Raw genomic sequence first — 18,894 nt, forward strand, 5'->3', positions numbered from 1 at the left:
GGTTCCTCCGGTCCTTCCAGGTCTGCCGGCCCGTTCAGGACCGCTGCTCGGACCCGGTTTATCACGATGCGCCGCGAGGCCCGCCGCCCGTACCCTCTCGCCATGACGACGCCGGTCCACGCTCCGAAGCCCGTGCCCGGGGACCGGGTGGCGGTCCTCTCCCCGTCCAGCGGACTGCCGGAACTCCTGCCGCTCCCCTACGAACTCGGCCTGGCACGCCTGCGCGAGGAGTTCGGCCTGGAGCCGGTCGAGTACCCGACCACCCGCAAGATGGGCGCGACGCCCGCGGAGCGCGCCGCCGACATCCACGCCGCGTTCGCCGACCCGTCCGTCAAGGCGGTGATCGCCTCGATCGGCGGCGACGACCAGATCACCGTGCTGCCGTATCTGGACCGCGAGTTGATCCGGGCGAACCCCAAGCCGTTCTTCGGGATGAGCGACAACACGAACCTGCTCGTGTACCTGTGGAACACGGGGATCGTCTCCTTCCACGGCACGAGCGTCATGTGCGAGCTGGGCCGTCCCGGCGCCATGGCAGAGCTGACCGCCGAGTCGCTGCGGGCGGCGCTTTTCACCAGCGGGCCCTACGAGTTGCGGCCCGCCGACCGCTTCACCGACATCGACCGCACCTGGGAGGACCCGACCACCTTCGACCGTGAGCCCGAGACACGGCCGGGCGGCGGGTGGCACTGGCACAGCCCGGACCGGGTCGTCGAGGCGCGTTCCTGGGGAGGCAACCTCGAGATCCTGTCCTGGCTGCTGATGGCCGACCGCGAGATCGCCGCCGATCCCGCCGTGTACGACGGCCATGTGCTGCTGCTGGAGACCTCGGAGGACATGCCGAGGGCCCGTGACGTGTTCGCGATCCTGCGCAGCATGGGTGAGCGGGGTCTCCTGCGGCGCTTCCCCGCCCTGCTCATGGGCCGCCCCAAGACGTGGTCCTTCGAGCAGCCCAACGACGCTGCGGCGAGGGCCCGTTACGTCCGGGAGCAGCACGAGGCGGTGCTGAAGGCGGTCGACATGTACGCCCCGGACATGATGGTCGTCCTCGATGTGGACTTCGGTCACACCGATCCGCAACTCGTCCTTCCTTACGGCGGCACGATCCGCGTCGACGGCCCGGCCCGGCGCATCACGGTCACCTACTGAGTTCTTCCGCACCTCCGCACGCCCCCGTAACCGTCGGTCACTCTGGGTAGTTGACGCGGCATGCACGACGTACGCTCCGTGAGGGCGCCCTCCATGCTCAGGCTCGCGGCCGCCTCGCTCGCCGGGACGGCCATCGAGTTCTACGACTTCTTCGTCTACGGCACCGCCGCCGCGCTGGTCCTCGGCCCGCTGTTCTTCCCGACGTTCTCTCCGCTCGCGGGGACGCTGGCGGCCTTCGGGACGTTCGCGGTCGGCTTCGTCGCCCGCCCCCTGGGCTCCGTGCTGTTCGGCCACATCGGGGACCGGCGGGGCCGGCGGCCCGTCCTGGTCGCCTCGCTGCTGCTCACCGGCGCGGCGACGGTCGCCGTGGGCTGCGTCCCGGCGTACGACTCGATCGGGGTCGCCGCCCCGGTACTCCTTCTCGTGCTGCGCTTCCTTCAGGGGCTCGGGCTCGGCGGTGAGTGGGGCGGGGCGGTGCTGCTGACCGCCGAGCACGCGCCCGCCGACCGGCGGGGGCTGTGGTCGAGCTTTCCGCAGATCGGCCCCTCCCTGGGCTTCGTCCTGGCCAACGGCGTGATGCTGGTGCTGTCGGCGACCTTGTCCGACGCGCAGTTCGCGGCCTGGGGGTGGCGGGTGCCGTTCTGGGCGGCCGGTGTCCTCGCGCTCGCCGGCCTGTGGCTGCGCAGCTCGCTCCGGGAGAGCCCGCAGTTCCTCGAACTGCGGGAGCACGCGCGCATGCCGCTCGCCGAGGTGGTGCGCGGGCACTGGCGGCTCGTCCTGCTGACGGCGGGCGGCCTCGCGGTGGGCTACGCCGTCTTCTACGCGGTGACGACGTGGGCGCTCGCCTACGGCGTCGAACGGCTCGGGGTGAGCCGTACCGTCATGCTGGCCTGCATCATGGCCGCCGTCGTGGTGAAGGGCGCGCTGACGCCCCTGGCGGCGATGCTGGGTGACCGCTACGGGCGACGGCCGCTGTGCCTCGCGGGCAGCGGCGCCGCCGCGCTGTGGATGTTCCCGATGGTGGCGCTGCTGTCCACCGGCGAACCGCTGCTGATGTTCCTCGGGTTCCTGGTGGCGCTGCTCGCGTTCATCACCATGTTCGCGGTGATCGCCGCGTACCTTCCGGAGCTGTACGAGCCCCGGGTCCGCTGCACCGGCGCCGCCGTGGGCTACAACCTGGGAGGCGTCCTCGGAGGTGCCCTGACGCCCGTCGTCGCGACCGCGGTGGCGCGAGGGGACGGGGTTCCCTGGGGCGTCGCGGCGTATCTGACGGCGATCGCGCTGCTGAGTCTCGGGTGCTTCGCCCTGCTGCCCGAGACGCGGCCGGTGGCCCGCCTGAGCGTCGTGGAGGTCGCGGACTGATCGTGGCGCGGGTCGACGTGGTCCCGGCGGGCGAGAGGACCTACGGGTTGATCGCGAGTTCCAGGTAGGCCGCGAAGAGCACCAGGTGGACGCCTCCCTGCAGCGGGGTCGCGCGGCCGGGCACGACCGTCAGGGAACTCACGACGACGGTCAGCGCGAGCAGCACCATGTGCAGGGGGTCCAGGCCGAGCACCAGGGGGCCGGACAGCCAGATGGACGCCAGGGCGACGGCGGGGATGGTCAGGCCGATGCTGGCCATCGCCGAGCCGAGTGCCAGGTTCAGGCTGGTCTGCACCCGGTCGCGGCGGGCCGACCGCAGTGCGGCGATGGTCTCGGGGAGCAGCACGAGGAGCGCGATGATCACGCCGACCACGGCCTGCGGCATCCCGGCGGCGTCCACCCCGGACTCGATGGTGGGCGAGACTCCCTTGGCGAGGCCGACCACGCCGACGAGGGCGAGGCCCAGTAGCACCAGGCTTACGGCGGCGGTCCGCGCGGACGGCTTGTCGGCGTGATCGTCCCCGTCGATGACCACGCCCTGCCGGGTGATCGGGAGGAAGTAGTCACGGTGGCGGACGGTCTGGGTCGAGACGAACAGCCCGTACAGGACCAGCGAGGCGAGGGCGGCGAAGGTCAGCTGAGCCGAGGAGAACTCCGGTCCCGGCTTGCTCGTGGTGAACGTCGGCAGCACCAGACTGAGTGTCGCCAGCGTCGCCACCGTCGCCAGGGCGGCCCCGGTCCCCTCGGCGTTGAAGACGGCGAGCCCGTGCCGCAGCGAGGCGACGAGCAGGCAGATGCCGACGATGCCGTTGCAGGTGATCATGACGGCCGCGAACACCGTGTCCCTGGCCAGAGTGGAGCTCTTGTCACCGCCGTCCACCATCAGGGTGACGATCAGCGCGACCTCGATGATGGTGACGGCGACCGCGAGCACCAGTGAGCCGAAGGGTTCGCCGACGCGGTGCGCGATCACCTCGGCGTGGTGGACGGCCGCCAGGACCGCGCCGGCGAGGACGACCGTCACGAGCGCCACTACGGCGCCGGGGAGATCACGTCCCCAGGTGAAGACCAGCAGGACGACAGCGACCGCCGGGACGACGGCCGTCCACTGTGTCGCGAGCGACCGGAGCCGAACGATCATGTGGCGATCGTCCCAGACGCATCCGGGCCCTGCACTTTCGACGACACGCTGCGCCGGGCCTCCTTGGGGGCGGCGCCCGGCCCGGAATCGTCGGCCGTCGGTGCACGCTCAGGGGTGAGACCGGCGGCGGGAGCGGATGAGGCAGCGGTTGCACCGAGCCGGCAGCGGGGGCGCCGACGGCCGCGGACCGACGCCGGGACGGCGTGGGCGCCGTGCCTCCCGACGTCCTCGGTCGCCCCCGTCCGGCGCGGACGGGGACGACCGCCGTCGTGCATCAGGACGATCATCGTCGTGGACCCTGTCAGACGTCGATGCTGTCCTTCTCCGGGCTCTCGGCCGCCCTGGTCTCCTCCTGCGCCTGCTTCCTGGAGGCGATCAGGCTGGTGATCGTGGTGACGATCAGGACCGCGCAGATGACGCCCAGGGACACCGGTATGGAGATCTCGGGGACGTGCACCCCGGACTCGTGCAGTGCGTGCAGCACCAGCTTCACGCCGATGAAGCCCAGGATCACGGACAGGCCGTAGCTGAGGTGGACCAGCTTCTTCAGCAGACCGCCGATGAGGAAGTACAGCTGCCGCAGGCCCATCAGCGCGAACGCGTTGGCCGTGAAGACGATGTACGGGTCCTGGGTCAGACCGAAGATGGCGGGGATCGAGTCGAGTGCGAACAGCACGTCGGTGGTACCGATCGCGAGCATCACGACCAGCATCGGCGTCATGACGCGCTTGCCGTTCTGCCGGATCCAGAGCTTGGTGCCGTGATAGCGGTCGGCCACTCCGAAGCGGCGCTCGGCGGCCTTCAGCAGCCGGTTCTCCTCGAACTCCTCGTCGTCCTCGTCGGCTCGGGCCTCCTGGATCAGCTTCCAGGCGGTGTAGATGAGGAACGCGCCGAAGATGTAGAACACCCAGGCGAAGTTCGAGATGATCGCGGCGCCCGCTGCGATGAATATCGTGCGTAGGACGAGCGCGATGAGCACACCGATGAGCAGCACACGCTGCTGGTACTTCGTCGGGACCGCGAACTTCGCCATGATCAGCACGAAGACGAAGAGGTTGTCGACGCTCAGCGATTTCTCGGTGATGAAGCCGGCGAAGAACTCTCCGGCGGGCTGCCCTCCGGAGAACAGCAGGAGCCCGAGGCCGAACAGTCCGGCCAGGGCGATCCAGACCACCGTCCAGATCCCGGCTTCCTTGATCGATACGTCGTGGGGCTTTCGCCCGATGAAGAAGTCAACCGCGATGAGAGCGGCTAGACCCACGATGGTCAGGACCCAAAGGGTCACGGAAACATCCACTGCGCCTCCGGCAGTACGTAACGGCAGATTTTCAGCGTCGTCGCTACCGGAGGTCTCTTCCACCCGTGGTGGCCGGGGCGCGTGATGCGACCGGTGCCTGCGGGCCGACGCCCCGGGATCTGGCCTGATCCGTATTGACGGGTACGTCGCAGTTGGTAGGGAGTACTCCCCTCCGTACGGAAAAGAGTACGCGAATCACCAAGGAAAGGTAAAGGGCTAGGTAAAAGAAAAGCCAAGTTCGCTGGTCAGGGCGCTTTGCGAACGCTTGGTGAGGCCCGGGGCGGGCCTCAGCGCTTCCACGAACGGCGTGCTTCCGCGACCTGCGTCAGCACCTGCTGGAGCACTTGGCTGCCCGGTGGGACGAGCGAGGGCTCGTACGTCCATGCGTGACCGACCCACGGGTCGGCCAGGTGGTCGTCGGGCACCGGCGTGAGCCGCATGAGCGAGCGCCAGAGCGGATCGAGCAGCGGCCCGTACGCGGACGCGTCCTCCCGGTCGGCGACCATCATGAGGTGGACGCCGACGGCCGGGCCCTCGTCGGCGAGATACCTCAGCTGGGTCACGGCACGGTCGTCGAAGCCGTGCGGGAAGTCGTTCACGATCACGAGCTGCTCGGCGGTGTCGAAGCCGGGCGGCAGGGAGTCGGTCGCGCCTCCCCGCAACGCCATCTGCACCAGGTCGACGCGCTGGGTGAGCCGAGCCAGCACCTCGGAGACGCCCGCGGCACCGGCGGCGGGCGGACCGGCGAGGACACCGGACCGCACCAGCGGGGCGAGCGCGGCCGCACCCGAACCGGCCGGGTCGATGGCGTGCACCGTGAAGTCACCGGCGGGGTAGACCGCGAGCAGCCGGGCGGCGTGCGCCACCGCCGACTCCATCGCCAGCCGCCGCAGATCACCGGAGTCGGCGAAGGACTCGTCGAGCCCGGACCGGCCGCTGTCGATCCACAGGCCGCGCTCCAGCGGCAGCCGGACCAGCATCGGGATGCTCAGTCCCTCGCTCTCGGGCAGATGCAGGTCACCGAGGCGCAGGGCCATCGGGACCTCCATCGGCACCCGGTAGCCGTGCCAGACGGGGTTGTCCCAGCGCGCGAAAGCCGGGGGCAGCGCCGGCTCGACGACCTCGGCCTCGGCGGTGAGCTGCGCGAGGTCCCGGTCGAGCACCGCCCTCGCCTGGTCGACCAGGTGGGCGTGCTTGGCCTGCGCCGCCTCACGGGCCGCGTCGCCCTGGCCTCCGATGCGGCTGCGCGGGTCGGAGAGGACCTTGTCGAGTTCCTGCTCCATGCGCGAGTCGGCGAAATCCACGGCGCTTCTGTACGCGGCCGTGGTGCGTGCCAGGTCCTCGAACATGCCCCAGACCTGGTTGTAGAGCCGCTCCTCCATGGACCAGCCGGTCGCGTCGCCCGCCACGGGCTGGGCCGGCTGGCCGGGCGGGGCCGGGGGTGCGGTCGGCGGGGGCGGAGGGGGCGCCGCGGGCTGGCGGCGCGGGTGGCTGTAGTCGACCGGCCCGCCGGCGGCCGGAACCGTCGGCTGGGTGACCGGCGCGGGGTCCGGCTGGGCGAGCCCGCCGGGGTGGCTGCCCTGCCCGGCCGACGCCCCGTGCAGACCGGGCGCGTCGTATGGCGACGAGGGCTGGACCGTGGGCGGTATGTCACCGGTGCCGCCCGGAGTGCCGGGGTAGGGCTGGTCCGGTCCGGTGGCCGAGGTGGCCGCCTGACGCGAGCGGTCGGCGTCGGACGGCCGCGGCGGGGGCGCCGCCACCGAGCGCGCCAGGCCCTGGGCCACGGCCTCGTTGATCCTGGCCGCGAGCTGCCGCGCCTCGGACAGTCCCTGGTCGGCGAGCAGCTCGGCGAGGCCGCCCGCGTACCCCTGGCCGACCGCTCTTACCTTCCAGGCGCCCTGTCGGCGGTAGAGCTCCAGCGCGACGACCGCCGACTCGGCGTCGAGGCCGGTGATGGTGTAGCTGGCGACCTCGGAACCGTCGAGGCCGGTGACCGCGACGAAGGGGGCGGCCACGACGCCGAACCGGACCGGGCCGCCGACACCGGTCGGCAGCGCGAGCAGCACGCTGACCCGGTGCACGGCGTCCGGCAGGGCGTCCAGGTCGAAGGCGAGGCGATGGTCGGCCGCCGCCTGCTTGGAGACCTCGAGTCCGGGCAGGGTGGGCGCACCCGGGTGGGCCACCCACTCGACGCCGTGGACCCTGCCCTTCTCGTCGCTGAGCGTGGCCCCCGCCACGATCGGCTTGCCTGCCGAAACGCGGACCTCAAGACGGACCTCGGAGAGCGGATGGTTCTGCCCCCGGACCAGCTCGGCCGTCATCGCCTTGTCCCCCTATGTCACTTCGCTACGGGTGCTGCGCGCCGCCGCTGCCTACAGGTGCGGCAGGATCGCGGGCATCAGGTCCTGGAACGTCCGGCCGTTGGCGGGCGTGCCGAGGGCCGTCATCTGCCAGCCCGAGCCGGCCCGGTGCACCTTCGCCATGATCTGGGCCGTGTACTGGCCGCCGCCGGCGAGCGTGTAGCGGGCGAGCTCCTGGCCGTTGGTCTCGTCGACCAGGCGGCAGAACGCGTCCTGGACCTCCTGGAACGTCTGGCCCGTGAACGAGTTCACGGTGAAGACGATCTGGTCGATGTGGACCGGGACCCGCTGCAGGTCGACGAGGATGGCCTCGTCGTCGCCGCCCTGGCCCACGCCGCCCACGAGATTGTCACCCGTGTGGCGCACGGAGCCGTCGTCGCTGACGAGGTGCCGGAAGAAGACGACGTCGACGGGCTGCTTGTCCGCGAACAGCACGGCCGAGGCGTCGAGGTCGATCTCCCGGGTGCGCGAGCCGAAGAGGCCGCGCCGGGGTGCCGCCTGCCAGCCCAGCCCCATACGGACCGCGGTCAGGGTGCCCCCGTCGTTCTTCTGCAGACTGATGGCCTGACCCTTGGTCATGTTGACCGTCACGCGCTGTTCCCCTCTCGAACCGTCCCCTGTTTCCGCGGAGTCCGCGGATGACCAGAACCCTACGCAGCGGCACTGACAGTGCCGAACCCTGGGGCGGACTTTGTGTCGGTCTTGCAACACAGCGCGTACGTCCGCAGGTCCGGCGCGCGGTGCACCGGCGGCCGGCCGCAACCCCGGGCCGTCAGGCCAGGCCTCCCTCCTTCATCTGGCGCAGCTCCTTCTTCATCTCGGAGACCTCGTCGCGCAGTCGCGCCGCGATCTCGAACTGGAGGTCGGCGGCGGCGGCGCGCATCCGCTCCGTCATCTCCTCGATCTGTTCGGCGAGTTGCGCCGCGGGACGGTCGGTGGGCACCGTCTCCTTGCTCTTCCCCTTGGCCTTGGCGGCCTTGCCGAGCGCGGGCACCGGGGCCTTGGCCGGCTTGCCGTCCTTGGTCTTGCGGTAGCCCGAGCCGAGCAGTTGCTCGGTGTCGACGTCCTCGCGGGCGATCTGCGCCACGATGTCGTTGATCTTCTTGCGCAGGGGCTGCGGGTCGATGCCCCGCTCCTTGTTGTACGCGACCTGCTTCTCCCTGCGGCGGTTGGTCTCCTCGATGGCCTTCTCCATCGCCGGGGTGATCTTGTCGGCGTACATGTGGACCTGGCCGGAGACGTTTCGCGCGGCGCGGCCGATGGTCTGGATGAGTGAGGTGCCGGAGCGCAGGAAGCCCTCCTTGTCGGCGTCGAGGATCGCCACCAGGGAGACCTCGGGCAGGTCGAGGCCCTCCCTGAGGAGGTTGATGCCGACCAGCACGTCGTACTCGCCGGCGCGCAGCTCGCGCAGCAGCTCGACCCGGCGCAGGGTGTCGACGTCGCTGTGCAGGTAGCGGACCTGGATGCCCATCTCCAGGAAGTAGTCGGTGAGGTCCTCGGCCATCTTCTTGGTGAGCGTGGTGACCAGGACGCGCTCGTCCTTCTCGGTGCGCTTGCGGATCTCGTGCACCAGGTCGTCGATCTGGCCCTCGGTGGGCTTGATCACGACCTCGGGGTCGACGAGGCCGGTCGGGCGGATGATCTGCTCGACGAAGCCGTCCCCGCGCGAGAGCTCGTACTTGCCGGGCGTCGCCGACAGGTAGACGGCCTGGCCGATGCGCTCCTGGAACTCCTCCCACTTCAGCGGGCGGTTGTCCAGGGCGGAGGGCAGGCGGAAGCCGTGGTCCACGAGGGTGCGCTTGCGGGAGGCGTCGCCCTCGTACATGGCGCCGATCTGGGGCACCGTCACGTGCGACTCGTCGATGACCAGCAGGAAGTCGTCCGGGAAGTAGTCGAGCAGTGTGTTCGGCGGGGAGCCGGGCTCGCGGCCGTCGAAGTGCATCGAGTAGTTCTCCACGCCGGAGCAGGAGCCGATCTGGCGGAGCATCTCGATGTCGTACGTCGTGCGCATGCGCAGACGCTGCGCCTCCAGGAGCTTGCCCTGCGTCTCCAGGGTGGCCAGGCGCTCGCCGAGCTCCTTCTCGATGTCGTTGACGGCCCGCTCCAGGCGCTCGGGACCGGCCACGTAGTGGGAGGCGGGGAACACGTAGAGCTGGTCGTCGTCGCTGATGACCTCGCCGGTGAGCGGGTGCAGCGTGGACAGGGCCTCGATCTCGTCGCCGAACATCTCGATGCGGACGGCGAGCTCCTCGTAGACCGGGAAGATCTCGATGGTGTCGCCGCGGACCCGGAAGGTGCCGCGGGCGAAGGCCATGTCGTTGCGCGTGTACTGGATGTCGACGAACCGGCGCAGCAGGTCGTCGCGGTCGATCTCGTCGCCGACCTTGAGCGTGACCATCCGGTCCACGTACTCCTGCGGCGTGCCCAGGCCGTAGATGCAGGAGACCGAGGCGACCACGACGACGTCGCGGCGGGTGAGCAGCGAGTTGGTCGCGGAGTGCCGCAGGCGCTCGACCTCCTCGTTGATCGAGGAGTCCTTCTCGATGTAGGTGTCCGACTGCGGGACGTAGGCCTCGGGCTGGTAGTAGTCGTAGTACGAGACGAAGTACTCGACGGCGTTGTTCGGCAGCAGCTCGCGGAACTCGTTGGCCAGCTGGGCGGCGAGGGTCTTGTTCGGGGCCATGACGAGCGTGGGGCGCTGGAGCCGCTCGATCATCCACGCGGTGGTGGCGGACTTGCCGGTACCGGTGGCACCGAGCAGGACGACATCCTTCTCACCTGCGCGGATGCGCTTTTCGAGCTCAGCGATGGCCGCCGGCTGGTCACCGCTCGGCTGGTAGGGGCTGACGACCTCGAAGGGCGCCACCGAACGTTCGATCTTGGAAACGGGCCGCATGCAATCAACCGTACGACCCCGCACTGACAACGGGGTCGGATCACCAGTTCTGCGGGGTGCGTGAGCCGCGGTGTCCGGGCCGCCGGTCGAGGTGGGACGGCGGCCGGTGACCGGGGTGCGGCACGCTGGCGCGGGCCGGGACACCGGGCCTGTTCTCGGTGGGAGTCCAGTCGGGCCTGCCCATCACCATCAGCGGGTCGAACATCACGACGACGCCCGCGAGCCCGAGGAAGACCAGGGGGCCGATCATCATCGGCGCGAGCAGCGCGGCCGGCGAGTCGCCCGCCGGGGTGCTGGATGTCCCGTGCAGGTGGACGCTCAGGGCGGCCATGCCCGTGTAGTGCATTCCGGTCACGGCGAGACCCATGACGAGGCTCGCGCCCACGCTCCACAGGAAGCCGCGGACCTGTCCGGCGGCCCACAGGGCGGCCGTGGCGGCGACGACCGCGATGACCACCGAGGCGGAGACGGTCAGGGTGTTGTACTCGAGCTTCCCGTTCAGGCGCATGCCCGCCATCCCGAGGTAGTGCATGGTGGCGACGCCGAGGCCGGTGATGGTGCCCCCGGTGAAGAGGGCCGTCCCGGTCGCGCCCCGGTAGCCGACGATGAAGATCCCGATGCCGACCATGACGATCGCCACACCGAGGCTCGCGAAGGTGAGCGCCTTGTCGTAGCGCACCGGGCTCTCCTCCACGGAGAAGCCCATCATCGCGATGAAGTGCATGGTCCAGATCCCGGAGCCGATCGCCGCCGAGCCGAGCGCGAGCCAGCCCGGCCGCCAGGAACGGGCGACGAGCATCGACCTCGTGGTGCAGCGCAGCCCCAGGGCGCCTCCGAGGCAGGCCATGAGGTACGCCACCAGTGGGGTGACGAGTCCGTAACTGAAGCCGTCGACCGTGCCCTGCATGCGCGGTTGCCCTTCCCGCCCTGATCTATCCCGGTTTGCCATGAAAAGCCCCCGCCCCCGGCGTCGCCGGAGCGGCCAGGGTCGAGGCGAAGAGTATGACCCCCACCGGAATGGTCGAACGATTTTCCGGCAAAGAATCACGGGCCTGCCCCAGTTGTGAGGCCCCTGTGCACGGATTTGGGCAACTCCATTCAATCTGCGGCCATTCCACGCCCCCCTCGTGTTGACACTCTGCTGCCACTCTGGTGCTGACAGTGATCGCTCGACGCGAGGAGTACGTATGCACGCGCGCGTTGCCGCCGCCACGACCGCCGCGCTTCTCGGTGGCACCGTTCTGATACTCCCCACCACCTCCGCCCACGCCGCCGACGACGAGGGACCGGTCGTCGTAGCGCACCGCGGGGCCTCCGCGTACGCACCCGAGAACACCCTGGCAGCCGTCGACAAGGCGGACGACCTGGGCTTCAGCTGGGTGGAGAACGACGTACAGCGCACCAAGGACGGCGTCCTCGTCGTCGTCCACGACGCCACTCTGACGCGCACGACCGACGTCGAGAAGGTCTATCCCGACCGGGCACCGTGGAGGGTGGCGGACTTCACGGCGAAGGAGATCTCGCGGCTGGACGCGGGCAGCTGGTTCGGCCGGCGCTACGCGGGCACACGCGTGCCGACGCTCAAGCAGTACATGAACCGCATCTCGCGCAACCACCAGAAGCTCGTCCTGGAGATCAAGAACCCCGAGCTGTACCCGGGCATCGAACGTCAGACGCTCAAGGTCCTGAGCAACGAGGGCTGGCTCGACCCCGGCCATCTCAGGAGCAGGCTCATCGTCCAGAGCTTCAGCCCGGACAGCGTCCGCACCGTCCACGACCTGCGTCCCGGCGTCAAGACCGCCCTCCTGGGGACGCCGTCGGTCGCGAACCTGCCCGCGTACTCGCGCTTCGCCGACCAGATCAACTCCTCGCACTCCACCATCTCCACCGGCTACGTCGCCGCGGTCCACGCCTTCGACGGGCCGCACGGCAAACCGCTGGAGATCCTCACCTGGACCGTCGACGACGCGCGTACCGCCCGCCGGGTGGCCGGCTACGACGTGGACGGCGTCATCACCAACCGGCCCGACGTGGTGCGCCGGGCCCTCAGCGGGTACTGACCGGAGCCGCCGAGCGCGGCGCCCGGGGTGGGGACGCCCGAGGGCGTTCGCGCCCCGGGCGTTGTCAGTGCCGCGCCGTACGGTGGTCGCATGGACAGCCACGGGCAGTACGAGCAGCAGGTCGTGTGGACCGTCGTGGGCACGGACATCGGCCCGCTGCTGCTGGCCGCCACCCCCGACGGCCTGGTGAACGTCGTGTTCCACGCCACGGACGCGGTGCGCGAGAAGGCACTGGAGAGGCTCGCGTCCCGTCTCGGCACCGAGCCCGTCGAGGCGCCCGGATCCCCCCTGCTGGCGGAGGCGGCGGAGCAGGTGCGGGCCTACTTCGCGGGTGAGCGCCGTGACTTCGAGCTGCCGCTCGACTGGTCGCTGATATCCGGGTTCAACCGGCAGGTGCTGCGGGAGCTGGCCTCAGGCGTCCCGTTCGGAGCGGTCGTCGGCTACGGCGACCTGGCCGGCCGGGTCGGTCAGCCGGGCGCGGCCCAGGCGGTGGGGGCCGCCATGGGGTCCAACCCGCTGCCGGTCGTCGTCCCGTGCCACCGGGTCGTCGAGAGCGACGGCGGCATCGGAGGATTCGGCGGCGGACTGGAGACCAAGCGGAAGCTGCTGGCCCTGGAGGGAGTGCTTCCGGAGCCGCTGTTCTGAGCCGCGGGTCGGAGCAGTGCGTGCACCGGGCGCCGTTGCCTCGGAGAGCGTCCGCGACGGGGACAGCGCACGCCGGCGCACGCGCGCCGGAAGCCGTCGTTCTGAGGTGTTCCTGAGCGTGCGCCCACAAGCGCGGTGACAATCGCGGTGCGCGGAAAGCCGTGAGCTGGGAGGCTGCGCCGGTGAATTTCTTCCTGCGCCGTACCGACATACCCGCGATATCCACCGTCGTCCCCGGATGCCCGCGGTGACCGCCGTGGAGCGGTCCGCCACGCCGGTGGACGTCGCCGCGATACCCGCGCTCCGGCGCCGTACCTCCGCGGTGCTGATCGCGAGTCAGATCCTCGGCGGTCTCGGTGTCGCCACCGGTATCGCCCTCGCGGTGGTGTTGGCAGAGGAGGTCAGCGGCGCCGAGTCCCTGTCGGGGCTCGCCCCCACGGCCACCGTCGTCGGGACGGCGGTCCTGTCCATGCCGCTGGCCGCTCTGATGACGGCACGCGGCCGGCGACCGGGGCTGGTGCTGGCGTACCTGATCGGGGCGCTGGGAGCCGGCGTGGTGGTCATCGCCGCGACCGTCGGCAGCTTCCCGCTGCTGCTGGCCGGGATGGCGATGTTCGGCGCCGCTTCGTCGGCCAACCTGCAGGCGCGGTTCGCGGCCGCCGACCTGGCCGAACCGGACCGGCGGGCCAGGGCCATCTCGAACGTCGTCTGGGCCACCACCATCGGTGCGGTCCTGGGTCCCAACATCGCCGCACCCGCGGGACGCAGCGTCACCGGCCTGGGGATACCCGCGGCCGCGGGACCCTTCCTCTGGGCAGCCGGGGTCTTCGTCGTCTCGGCGGTGCTGGTGGCCGTACTGCTGCGGCCCGACCCACTCCTGACGGCCCGCGCCCTGTCTCCCGCCGAGGAGCGGTCGCCGCAGGCACGTTCGCTGCGGGCCGGTGTCGGCGCCGTCGCCGCCTCACCGCGGGCGCGGCTGGCGCTGGGGACGGTGGCCGTGTGCCACACCGCGATGGTGTCGATCATGTCGATGACGCCGATCGAGCTCGATCACCACGGCGCCGGCATCGACCTGATCGGCTTCGTGATCAGCTGTCACATCGCCGGCATGTACGCGTTCTCGCCGCTCATGGGACGGCTGTCCGACCGGCTCGGCAGGCTCTCCGGGATCGGTCTCGCGGTGGGACTGCTGGCCTGCGCGGCTCTGCTCGCCGGGACGGCCGACGGCCATCACGTGCAGACCACCGTCGGACTGTTCCTGCTGGGGCTGGGCTGGTCGGCCGGGATGGTGTCCGGCTCGGCGCTGCTCACGGACTCCGTGCCCCAGCCCGCCCGCGCCGCCGCGCAGGGTCTCTCGGACCTGTTGATGAACGCGGCGGCGGGCATCGGCGGCGCGGCCGCGGGTCTCGTGATCGCGCGGGCGAGCTACGGATGGCTCAACCTGCTCGCCGCCTGCCTCCTGCTGCCGCTCGCGGCACTGATGGTCCTCACCGGTCGCGGACGCCGTACGGTCGCGGCCGGAAGCTGACGCCGGCCCGGCGCCCGCCCGAGGGCGGCGCCCTCACGACGTAGTCAGGCCGACGCTCGGGGTGGTCAGAGGCTGATGTGGTACGCCTTGCGAAGCGTCTCGTGGACCGTCCAGGTCGTGCGGTCGCCCTCGCGCAGGATCGCCGCGTCGCCGGGGCCCACCTTCAGCACGTCGCCGTTCTCGAACTCGACCGTGGCACTGCCACTGACCACGACGAACATCTCGTCGGCCTCGGTGTCGGTCGCGACGCCGGGAGTCATCTGCCAGATGCCGCGCACGTGCTTGCCGTCGGCAGACTCCCACAGCACCTTGCCCGTCACTACCGGGGTGCCGGAGACGATCTGGGCCGGGTCGAGCGGCTCCGGCTCCAGTTCGGCGTCGGGGATGTGCACGGCGAAGGACGGAACGGCCTGGTTCTTCGTGGTCATGAGCGGTCACCCTAGCCCGACGCCGGACCGGCGACCGCAGGCGGTTCCCCTGGTCCGAGCGCCTCGGAGAGCGCGCCGCCGGTCTCGGCCCGGCCGACACCCCGAAAGGGTGCTCCACGCGCGCGTGGAGCACCCTTTTCCCGGACCGGGAGTCGCTAGGCGTAGTGCCGGGCCTCGAAGACGTTCCCGTCGGGGTCGCGGAAGTAGAAGCTGCGTACGGCCTCTCCCCGGGCGCCGAACGAGCCGTACGAGTACTCCGAGACCGGCACGGACCGCTCCTCCAGGCGGGTCCGCAGCGCGTCGAAATCACCCTCCTCCAGGGAGAGGCAGACGTGGTTCACGGGGTGGCCCGCGCTGTCCGCGGCACCGGGGACCATGGTCATGCGCTCGGCCAGCGACAGGGGCGCGAGATCGAAGATGGTCTCCTCGCTGAGGCGTACCGAGGGGAAGGACGCCTTGCCCTCGGTGAACTCGGCGACTCGCAGGGGTTCGAGCCCGACCGTCTCCTCGTAGAAGCGGGCGGCGGCGACCGGGTCCCTGACCCAGAGGACGATGTGGTCGAGACGTGTCGTGTTGTCCGTCATGCGCCCAGGCTGGTGCCGTGTCCCGGGGGCCGCAAGGGTTTGGCCGGGCGCGCCGCCCGCCAGGGATGAGGGAAGACCGACCGACAGGAGGCAGGCGCGTGTTCGTGGTGTCCGAAGAGGTGCGGGAGGCGCTCGACGCGCGCCGGCCGGTGGTGGCCCTGGAGTCGACGATCATCGCGCACGGGCTGCCGCGCCCGCGCAATCTGCAGGTGGCGCTGGAACTGGAGGACGTCGTACGACAGGAGGGCGCCGTCCCCGCGACAATCGCCGTCCTCGACGGGCGCCCGTGCGTCGGCCTCGACAAGGGCCAGCTGGAACGGATCGCGAACGAGGACGGGATCCGGAAACTGGGCCACCGTGATCTGCCGCTCGCCGTCGCGGCCGGCGTGAGCGGGGCGACCACCGTCTCGGCCACGGCGCTGTCCGCCGCACGCGCGGGTGTGCGGGTGTTCGCCACGGGCGGGCTCGGCGGGGTGCACCGGCAGTGGACGGTGACGCAGGACGAGTCCGCCGACCTGGGCCTACTGGCCCGTACCCGGATCACGGTCGTCTGCGCGGGCGTGAAGTCCATCCTGGACGTGCCCGCGACCCTCCAGCGCCTGGAGACCCTCGGGGTCGCCGTGGCGGGATACGGCACCGAGCGCTTCCCCGGCTTCTATCTGGCCGACTCGGGACACCCGGTGGACTGGACACTGCGGTCCCCGGAGCAGGTGGCCGGCGTGATGAGCGCCCAGGACGCCGTCGGCGGACCGGAGTCGGCGCTCATCGTCGCCAACCCCGTGCCCGAGGAGGAACAGCTCGATCCCGAGCTCCACGCGCGTGTGCTGGCCGACGCGCTGCACGCGTGCGAGATGCGAGGGGTGACCGGGCAGGCCGTGACGCCGTTCCTGCTCGACTACCTGGTGCGCCACACCGACGGCGCGTCACTGAGCGCCAACCTGGCGGCGGTACGCGGCAACGTGCGGCTCGCCGCCAGGATCGCGTCGGCCTGGGCCGGGGCGTGACGGCAGCGGACCGAGGCGGTCCCGGGGCCGAGGGAGCCGGGGCCGGGGAGGGCGCCGGTCCCGGTGCTCCGGGCGGTGCCCTGCTCGTCGTGGGCGACATCGTCACCGACGTCGTCGCCCGGCACCGCGGCCCGCTCGCACCGGGCACGGACACGGTCGCGGCGATCCGGACGGTGCCGGGCGGTGCGGGCGCCAACGTGGCGTGCTGGGCGTCCCACCGGGGCTGCCCGGACGTACGCCTCCTCGGGCGGGTGGGCCGGGACGCGGCCGCCTGGCACGACCGGGAACTGGCGGCCTCGGGCGTACGCACCCACCTGGTCGTCGATTCCGAGGCGCCCACCGGGACGGTGATCTGCCTGGTGGACACGGGCGCCGCGGCCGAGCGAACGTTCCTCACGGACAGCGGGGCGGCGCTGCGGCTCGAACCGGACGACTGGTCGCCGTCACTGCTCGACGGAGTAGCCCGGCTGCACATGTCGGGGTACCTGTTCTTCTCCGAGCCGTGCCGCGCCCTGGTGGCGACGGCTCTGGACGCGGCACGCGCGCGTGGTGTTCCGGTGAGTGTGGATCCCGCGTCGACGGGGTTCCTGGTGGAGCTGGGGGTGAACCGGTTCCTCGGTCTCGTCGAGGGCGTCGACGTGCTGCTGCCGAGCCGGGACGAGGCGTGTCTGCTGACGGGGCTTCCCGATCCGGCGGACGCGGCGGCCAAGCTGAGCCGGCACGTCCCTCTGGTGGTCGCGAAACAGGGAGGCGACGGTGCCCTGGTCGCCCGTGACGGCACGGTGCGTGCCCGCGTCCCCGCGGTGCCGGCCCGCCCCGTGGACACGACCGGCGCCGGTGACGCCTTCACCGGCGCGTTCCTGGCCGCACTGCTCACGGGCGCCGAACCCGAGGAGGCGGCGGCAGCAGGGTGCGCGGCGGGGGCGACCGCGGTGGCACGCGTCGGCGGGAGACCACCGGCGGGGCCATGAGCGGGGCCCTTGGCGGGCGCTAGAGGCGCCGGACCGGCATGTGGGTGACAGCGGAAGGCGCCTTACGGGGCGCAAGGCGCCTCCGCCGGTCTCCTGACGAGCCAGGGGTTTCGGCGGCCCGGCGCGCGAGGACGGTTGGCGCGCGGGCATGGCATGGCACCGCATGTCACGGCTAGGCCGACCTGGCATGGCATGACCGCACGTGACACGGCTCCGCCCCGGGCATCACATCCAGGCCACCCGCCGCCGGGTGGCCAAGGACTCGGTCCGCCCCGCCGGGTGGATGGACGGACGGGTCGACGGACCGACAGGAGGACAGGCGGACGGGACGGGCGGACGGGACGGGCGGACGGGACGGGCGGCGGACGGACGGGATGGCGGATGGGGTCGGCTGACCGCCAGGCGGACAGATGGGGCGGCTGACGGCAGACGAAGGGACGACCGACGGATGAGCGGACGAGCGGCCGGCAGGGACGGGTGAACGGCCGGTTCACCCGCGGGCGTCGACCTCTCCGTCACACCTTGCGCCCCCACGCCGAGATCATCGGGGCCGTGGTGAGGTCCAAGGTGCCCGAGGCGACGTTGGCCAGATGGCGGTCGATGTCCTGGTCCGTGGCGAGACCCGCGCCGACGAGCTGGTCGCGGATCTGACGGATCGTCGCGAGCTCGACGGCGGCGCAGGCGGGCGAGGTGACGGGGAAGTACGCGTCGGCCTCCACGGGACTCAGCCCCGCCTCGCGCAGCAGACGCGGGAGCTTGCGGCCGTAGGACAGGTCCCCGCCGCGTTCGGCGAGGAGGTCGCGGAAGCCGCCCCTCAGACGGTTCGCCAACTGTTGCTCGGGCCCGTGCTCGTCGGGGCAGAGGAGGGGCTGCAGGGCGGGGTCGGCCTCCTCCACGAGGAGCCGGCCGCCGGGCCGCAGGGACCTGATCATCGACCTCAAGGCTCGCTCCCGGTCCGCCACATGGACGAGGACGAGCCGTGCGTGCACCAGGTCGAAGCCCTCCCCGGGCGGCTCCTCGACGCCCACGTCGTGGACGCGGACCTCGACCGGCGGGCGGGCGGCGAGGGAGACCCACGAGGTGTCGATGTCGGTGGCGAGGACCCGCCCGGTCGGGCCGACCTTCTTGGCCAGCCACGAGACCACCGAGGTGCCACCCGCGCCGACCTCCCAGCAGCGCCAGCCGGAGCCGACGCCGAAGCGCTCGAGGTGCCGGAACGTCGTGGGGTCGAAAAGAGTGGCGACGGCGTCGAAACGCTGCCCCGCCTCGGCCTGCCGGTTGTCCAGGAGATACCTGTCGGTTCGAATCACGGGTAGATCATCCCATTTGCCCGACTCGTCCGGCGCGGTTGACGCACCCGGGCCGGGACACCCGGCTCGCATCACGCGGCGCCCGCTTCCCGCGGCACCCTCATCGGCTGGCCGCGAGTTCGCCGGACCAGTGCGCACCCTGCGCACCCCTCGCCCACC

At 71.3% G+C, this 18,894-nt stretch carries 16 protein-coding genes; 7 read left to right on the plus strand and 9 right to left on the minus strand.

Annotated elements, in window-relative coordinates; all coding sequences use genetic code 11:
- Nucleotides 1–102 precede the first annotated feature (102 nt).
- Nucleotides 103–1,149 carry a S66 family peptidase gene (locus tag ACZ4VA_RS17795; protein ID WP_389390665.1) on the plus strand — a complete coding sequence of 349 codons (1,047 nt, stop codon included), beginning with the start codon at nt 103–105 and terminating at the stop codon, nt 1,147–1,149.
- Between the two features lie 60 nt (nt 1,150–1,209).
- Nucleotides 1,210–2,511 carry an MFS transporter gene (locus ACZ4VA_RS17800; protein WP_355780744.1) on the plus strand — a complete coding sequence of 434 codons (1,302 nt, stop codon included), beginning with the start codon at nt 1,210–1,212 and terminating at the stop codon, nt 2,509–2,511.
- Nucleotides 2,512–2,551: 40 nt separating this feature from the next.
- Here ACZ4VA_RS17800 and ACZ4VA_RS17805 read toward each other — a convergent pair whose 3' ends face one another.
- The 6 genes from ACZ4VA_RS17805 to ACZ4VA_RS17830 all read right to left on the minus strand — a co-directional run bounded on the left by ACZ4VA_RS17805 (nt 2,552) and on the right by ACZ4VA_RS17830 (nt 11,112).
- A complete protein-coding gene (locus ACZ4VA_RS17805; protein WP_355780747.1) occupies nt 2,552–3,652 on the minus strand; it encodes a calcium:cation antiporter in 1,101 nt (366 codons plus the stop codon).
- 301 nt (nt 3,653–3,953) lie between these two features.
- Nucleotides 3,954–4,949, minus strand: a complete 996-nt coding sequence (locus ACZ4VA_RS17810) for a TerC family protein (RefSeq protein WP_355780749.1) — start codon at nt 4,947–4,949, stop codon at nt 3,954–3,956.
- A 287-nt stretch (nt 4,950–5,236) separates the two neighbouring features.
- Nucleotides 5,237–7,270, minus strand: a complete 2,034-nt coding sequence (locus tag ACZ4VA_RS17815) for a TerD family protein (protein ID WP_388905403.1) — start codon at nt 7,268–7,270, stop codon at nt 5,237–5,239.
- Between the two features lie 51 nt (nt 7,271–7,321).
- Nucleotides 7,322–7,900, minus strand: a complete 579-nt coding sequence (locus tag ACZ4VA_RS17820; RefSeq protein WP_355779666.1) for a TerD family protein — start codon at nt 7,898–7,900, stop codon at nt 7,322–7,324.
- A 181-nt stretch (nt 7,901–8,081) separates the two neighbouring features.
- Nucleotides 8,082–10,205, minus strand: a complete 2,124-nt coding sequence (uvrB, locus tag ACZ4VA_RS17825; protein ID WP_355779668.1) for an excinuclease ABC subunit UvrB — start codon at nt 10,203–10,205, stop codon at nt 8,082–8,084.
- A gap of 40 nt (nt 10,206–10,245) precedes the next feature.
- Nucleotides 10,246–11,112 (minus strand): MHYT domain-containing protein, encoded by an 867-nt coding sequence (locus ACZ4VA_RS17830; protein WP_468081963.1) that lies wholly within the window; start codon nt 11,110–11,112, stop codon nt 10,246–10,248.
- Between the two features lie 280 nt (nt 11,113–11,392).
- Between ACZ4VA_RS17830 and ACZ4VA_RS17835 the strand changes: the two genes are divergently transcribed.
- The 3 genes from ACZ4VA_RS17835 to ACZ4VA_RS17845 all read left to right on the plus strand — a co-directional run bounded on the left by ACZ4VA_RS17835 (nt 11,393) and on the right by ACZ4VA_RS17845 (nt 14,438).
- Entirely contained in the window at nt 11,393–12,265 is an 873-nt protein-coding gene (locus tag ACZ4VA_RS17835; protein WP_355779674.1) for a glycerophosphodiester phosphodiesterase, read from the plus strand.
- Nucleotides 12,266–12,355: 90 nt separating this feature from the next.
- A complete protein-coding gene (locus ACZ4VA_RS17840) occupies nt 12,356–12,910 on the plus strand; it encodes a methylated-DNA--[protein]-cysteine S-methyltransferase (protein ID WP_468081965.1) in 555 nt (184 codons plus the stop codon).
- A 238-nt stretch (nt 12,911–13,148) separates the two neighbouring features.
- Entirely contained in the window at nt 13,149–14,438 is a 1,290-nt protein-coding gene (locus ACZ4VA_RS17845) for an MFS transporter (protein WP_468081967.1), read from the plus strand.
- A 65-nt stretch (nt 14,439–14,503) separates the two neighbouring features.
- On the opposite strand, the gene ACZ4VA_RS17850 is transcribed toward ACZ4VA_RS17845, so the two are convergent.
- Together ACZ4VA_RS17850 and ACZ4VA_RS17855 are read right to left on the minus strand one after the other, a co-directional pair.
- Entirely contained in the window at nt 14,504–14,866 is a 363-nt protein-coding gene (locus tag ACZ4VA_RS17850; protein ID WP_355779682.1) for a cupin domain-containing protein, read from the minus strand.
- A 155-nt stretch (nt 14,867–15,021) separates the two neighbouring features.
- Nucleotides 15,022–15,450, minus strand: a complete 429-nt coding sequence (locus ACZ4VA_RS17855; protein WP_355779685.1) for a VOC family protein — start codon at nt 15,448–15,450, stop codon at nt 15,022–15,024.
- Between the two features lie 98 nt (nt 15,451–15,548).
- Between ACZ4VA_RS17855 and ACZ4VA_RS17860 the strand changes: the two genes are divergently transcribed.
- Together ACZ4VA_RS17860 and ACZ4VA_RS17865 are read left to right on the plus strand one after the other, a co-directional pair.
- On the plus strand, nt 15,549–16,454 hold the full coding sequence (locus ACZ4VA_RS17860; RefSeq protein WP_468081970.1) for a pseudouridine-5'-phosphate glycosidase: 906 nt from the start codon (nt 15,549–15,551) through the stop codon (nt 16,452–16,454).
- A gap of 80 nt (nt 16,455–16,534) precedes the next feature.
- Complete coding sequence (locus ACZ4VA_RS17865; RefSeq protein WP_468082100.1) at nt 16,535–17,425, plus strand: carbohydrate kinase family protein; 891 nt, start codon at nt 16,535–16,537, stop codon at nt 17,423–17,425.
- A 515-nt stretch (nt 17,426–17,940) separates the two neighbouring features.
- Here ACZ4VA_RS17865 and ACZ4VA_RS17870 read toward each other — a convergent pair.
- On the minus strand, nt 17,941–18,735 hold the full coding sequence (locus tag ACZ4VA_RS17870; RefSeq protein WP_356169241.1) for a class I SAM-dependent methyltransferase: 795 nt from the start codon (nt 18,733–18,735) through the stop codon (nt 17,941–17,943).
- Nucleotides 18,736–18,894 lie beyond the last annotated feature (159 nt).

It is taken from the genome of Streptomyces sp. NPDC028308 (assembly GCF_055565855.1).

Coding starts and splice junctions, on each gene's coding strand:
- ACZ4VA_RS17855 (WP_355779685.1), bottom strand. CDS start 15,450: ATGACGGACAACACGACACGTCTCGACCACATCGTCCTCTGGGTCAGG.
- ACZ4VA_RS17845 (WP_468081967.1), top strand. CDS start 13,149: ATGCCCGCGGTGACCGCCGTGGAGCGGTCCGCCACGCCGGTGGACGTC.
- ACZ4VA_RS17815 (WP_388905403.1), bottom strand. CDS start 7,270: ATGACGGCCGAGCTGGTCCGGGGGCAGAACCATCCGCTCTCCGAGGTC.
- ACZ4VA_RS17850 (WP_355779682.1), bottom strand. CDS start 14,866: ATGACCACGAAGAACCAGGCCGTTCCGTCCTTCGCCGTGCACATCCCC.
- ACZ4VA_RS17830 (WP_468081963.1), bottom strand. CDS start 11,112: ATGCAGGGCACGGTCGACGGCTTCAGTTACGGACTCGTCACCCCACTG.
- ACZ4VA_RS17840 (WP_468081965.1), top strand. CDS start 12,356: ATGGACAGCCACGGGCAGTACGAGCAGCAGGTCGTGTGGACCGTCGTG.
- uvrB (WP_355779668.1), bottom strand. CDS start 10,205: ATGCGGCCCGTTTCCAAGATCGAACGTTCGGTGGCGCCCTTCGAGGTC.
- ACZ4VA_RS17835 (WP_355779674.1), top strand. CDS start 11,393: ATGCACGCGCGCGTTGCCGCCGCCACGACCGCCGCGCTTCTCGGTGGC.
- ACZ4VA_RS17795 (WP_389390665.1), top strand. CDS start 103: ATGACGACGCCGGTCCACGCTCCGAAGCCCGTGCCCGGGGACCGGGTG.
- ACZ4VA_RS17800 (WP_355780744.1), top strand. CDS start 1,210: ATGCACGACGTACGCTCCGTGAGGGCGCCCTCCATGCTCAGGCTCGCG.
- ACZ4VA_RS17805 (WP_355780747.1), bottom strand. CDS start 3,652: ATGATCGTTCGGCTCCGGTCGCTCGCGACACAGTGGACGGCCGTCGTC.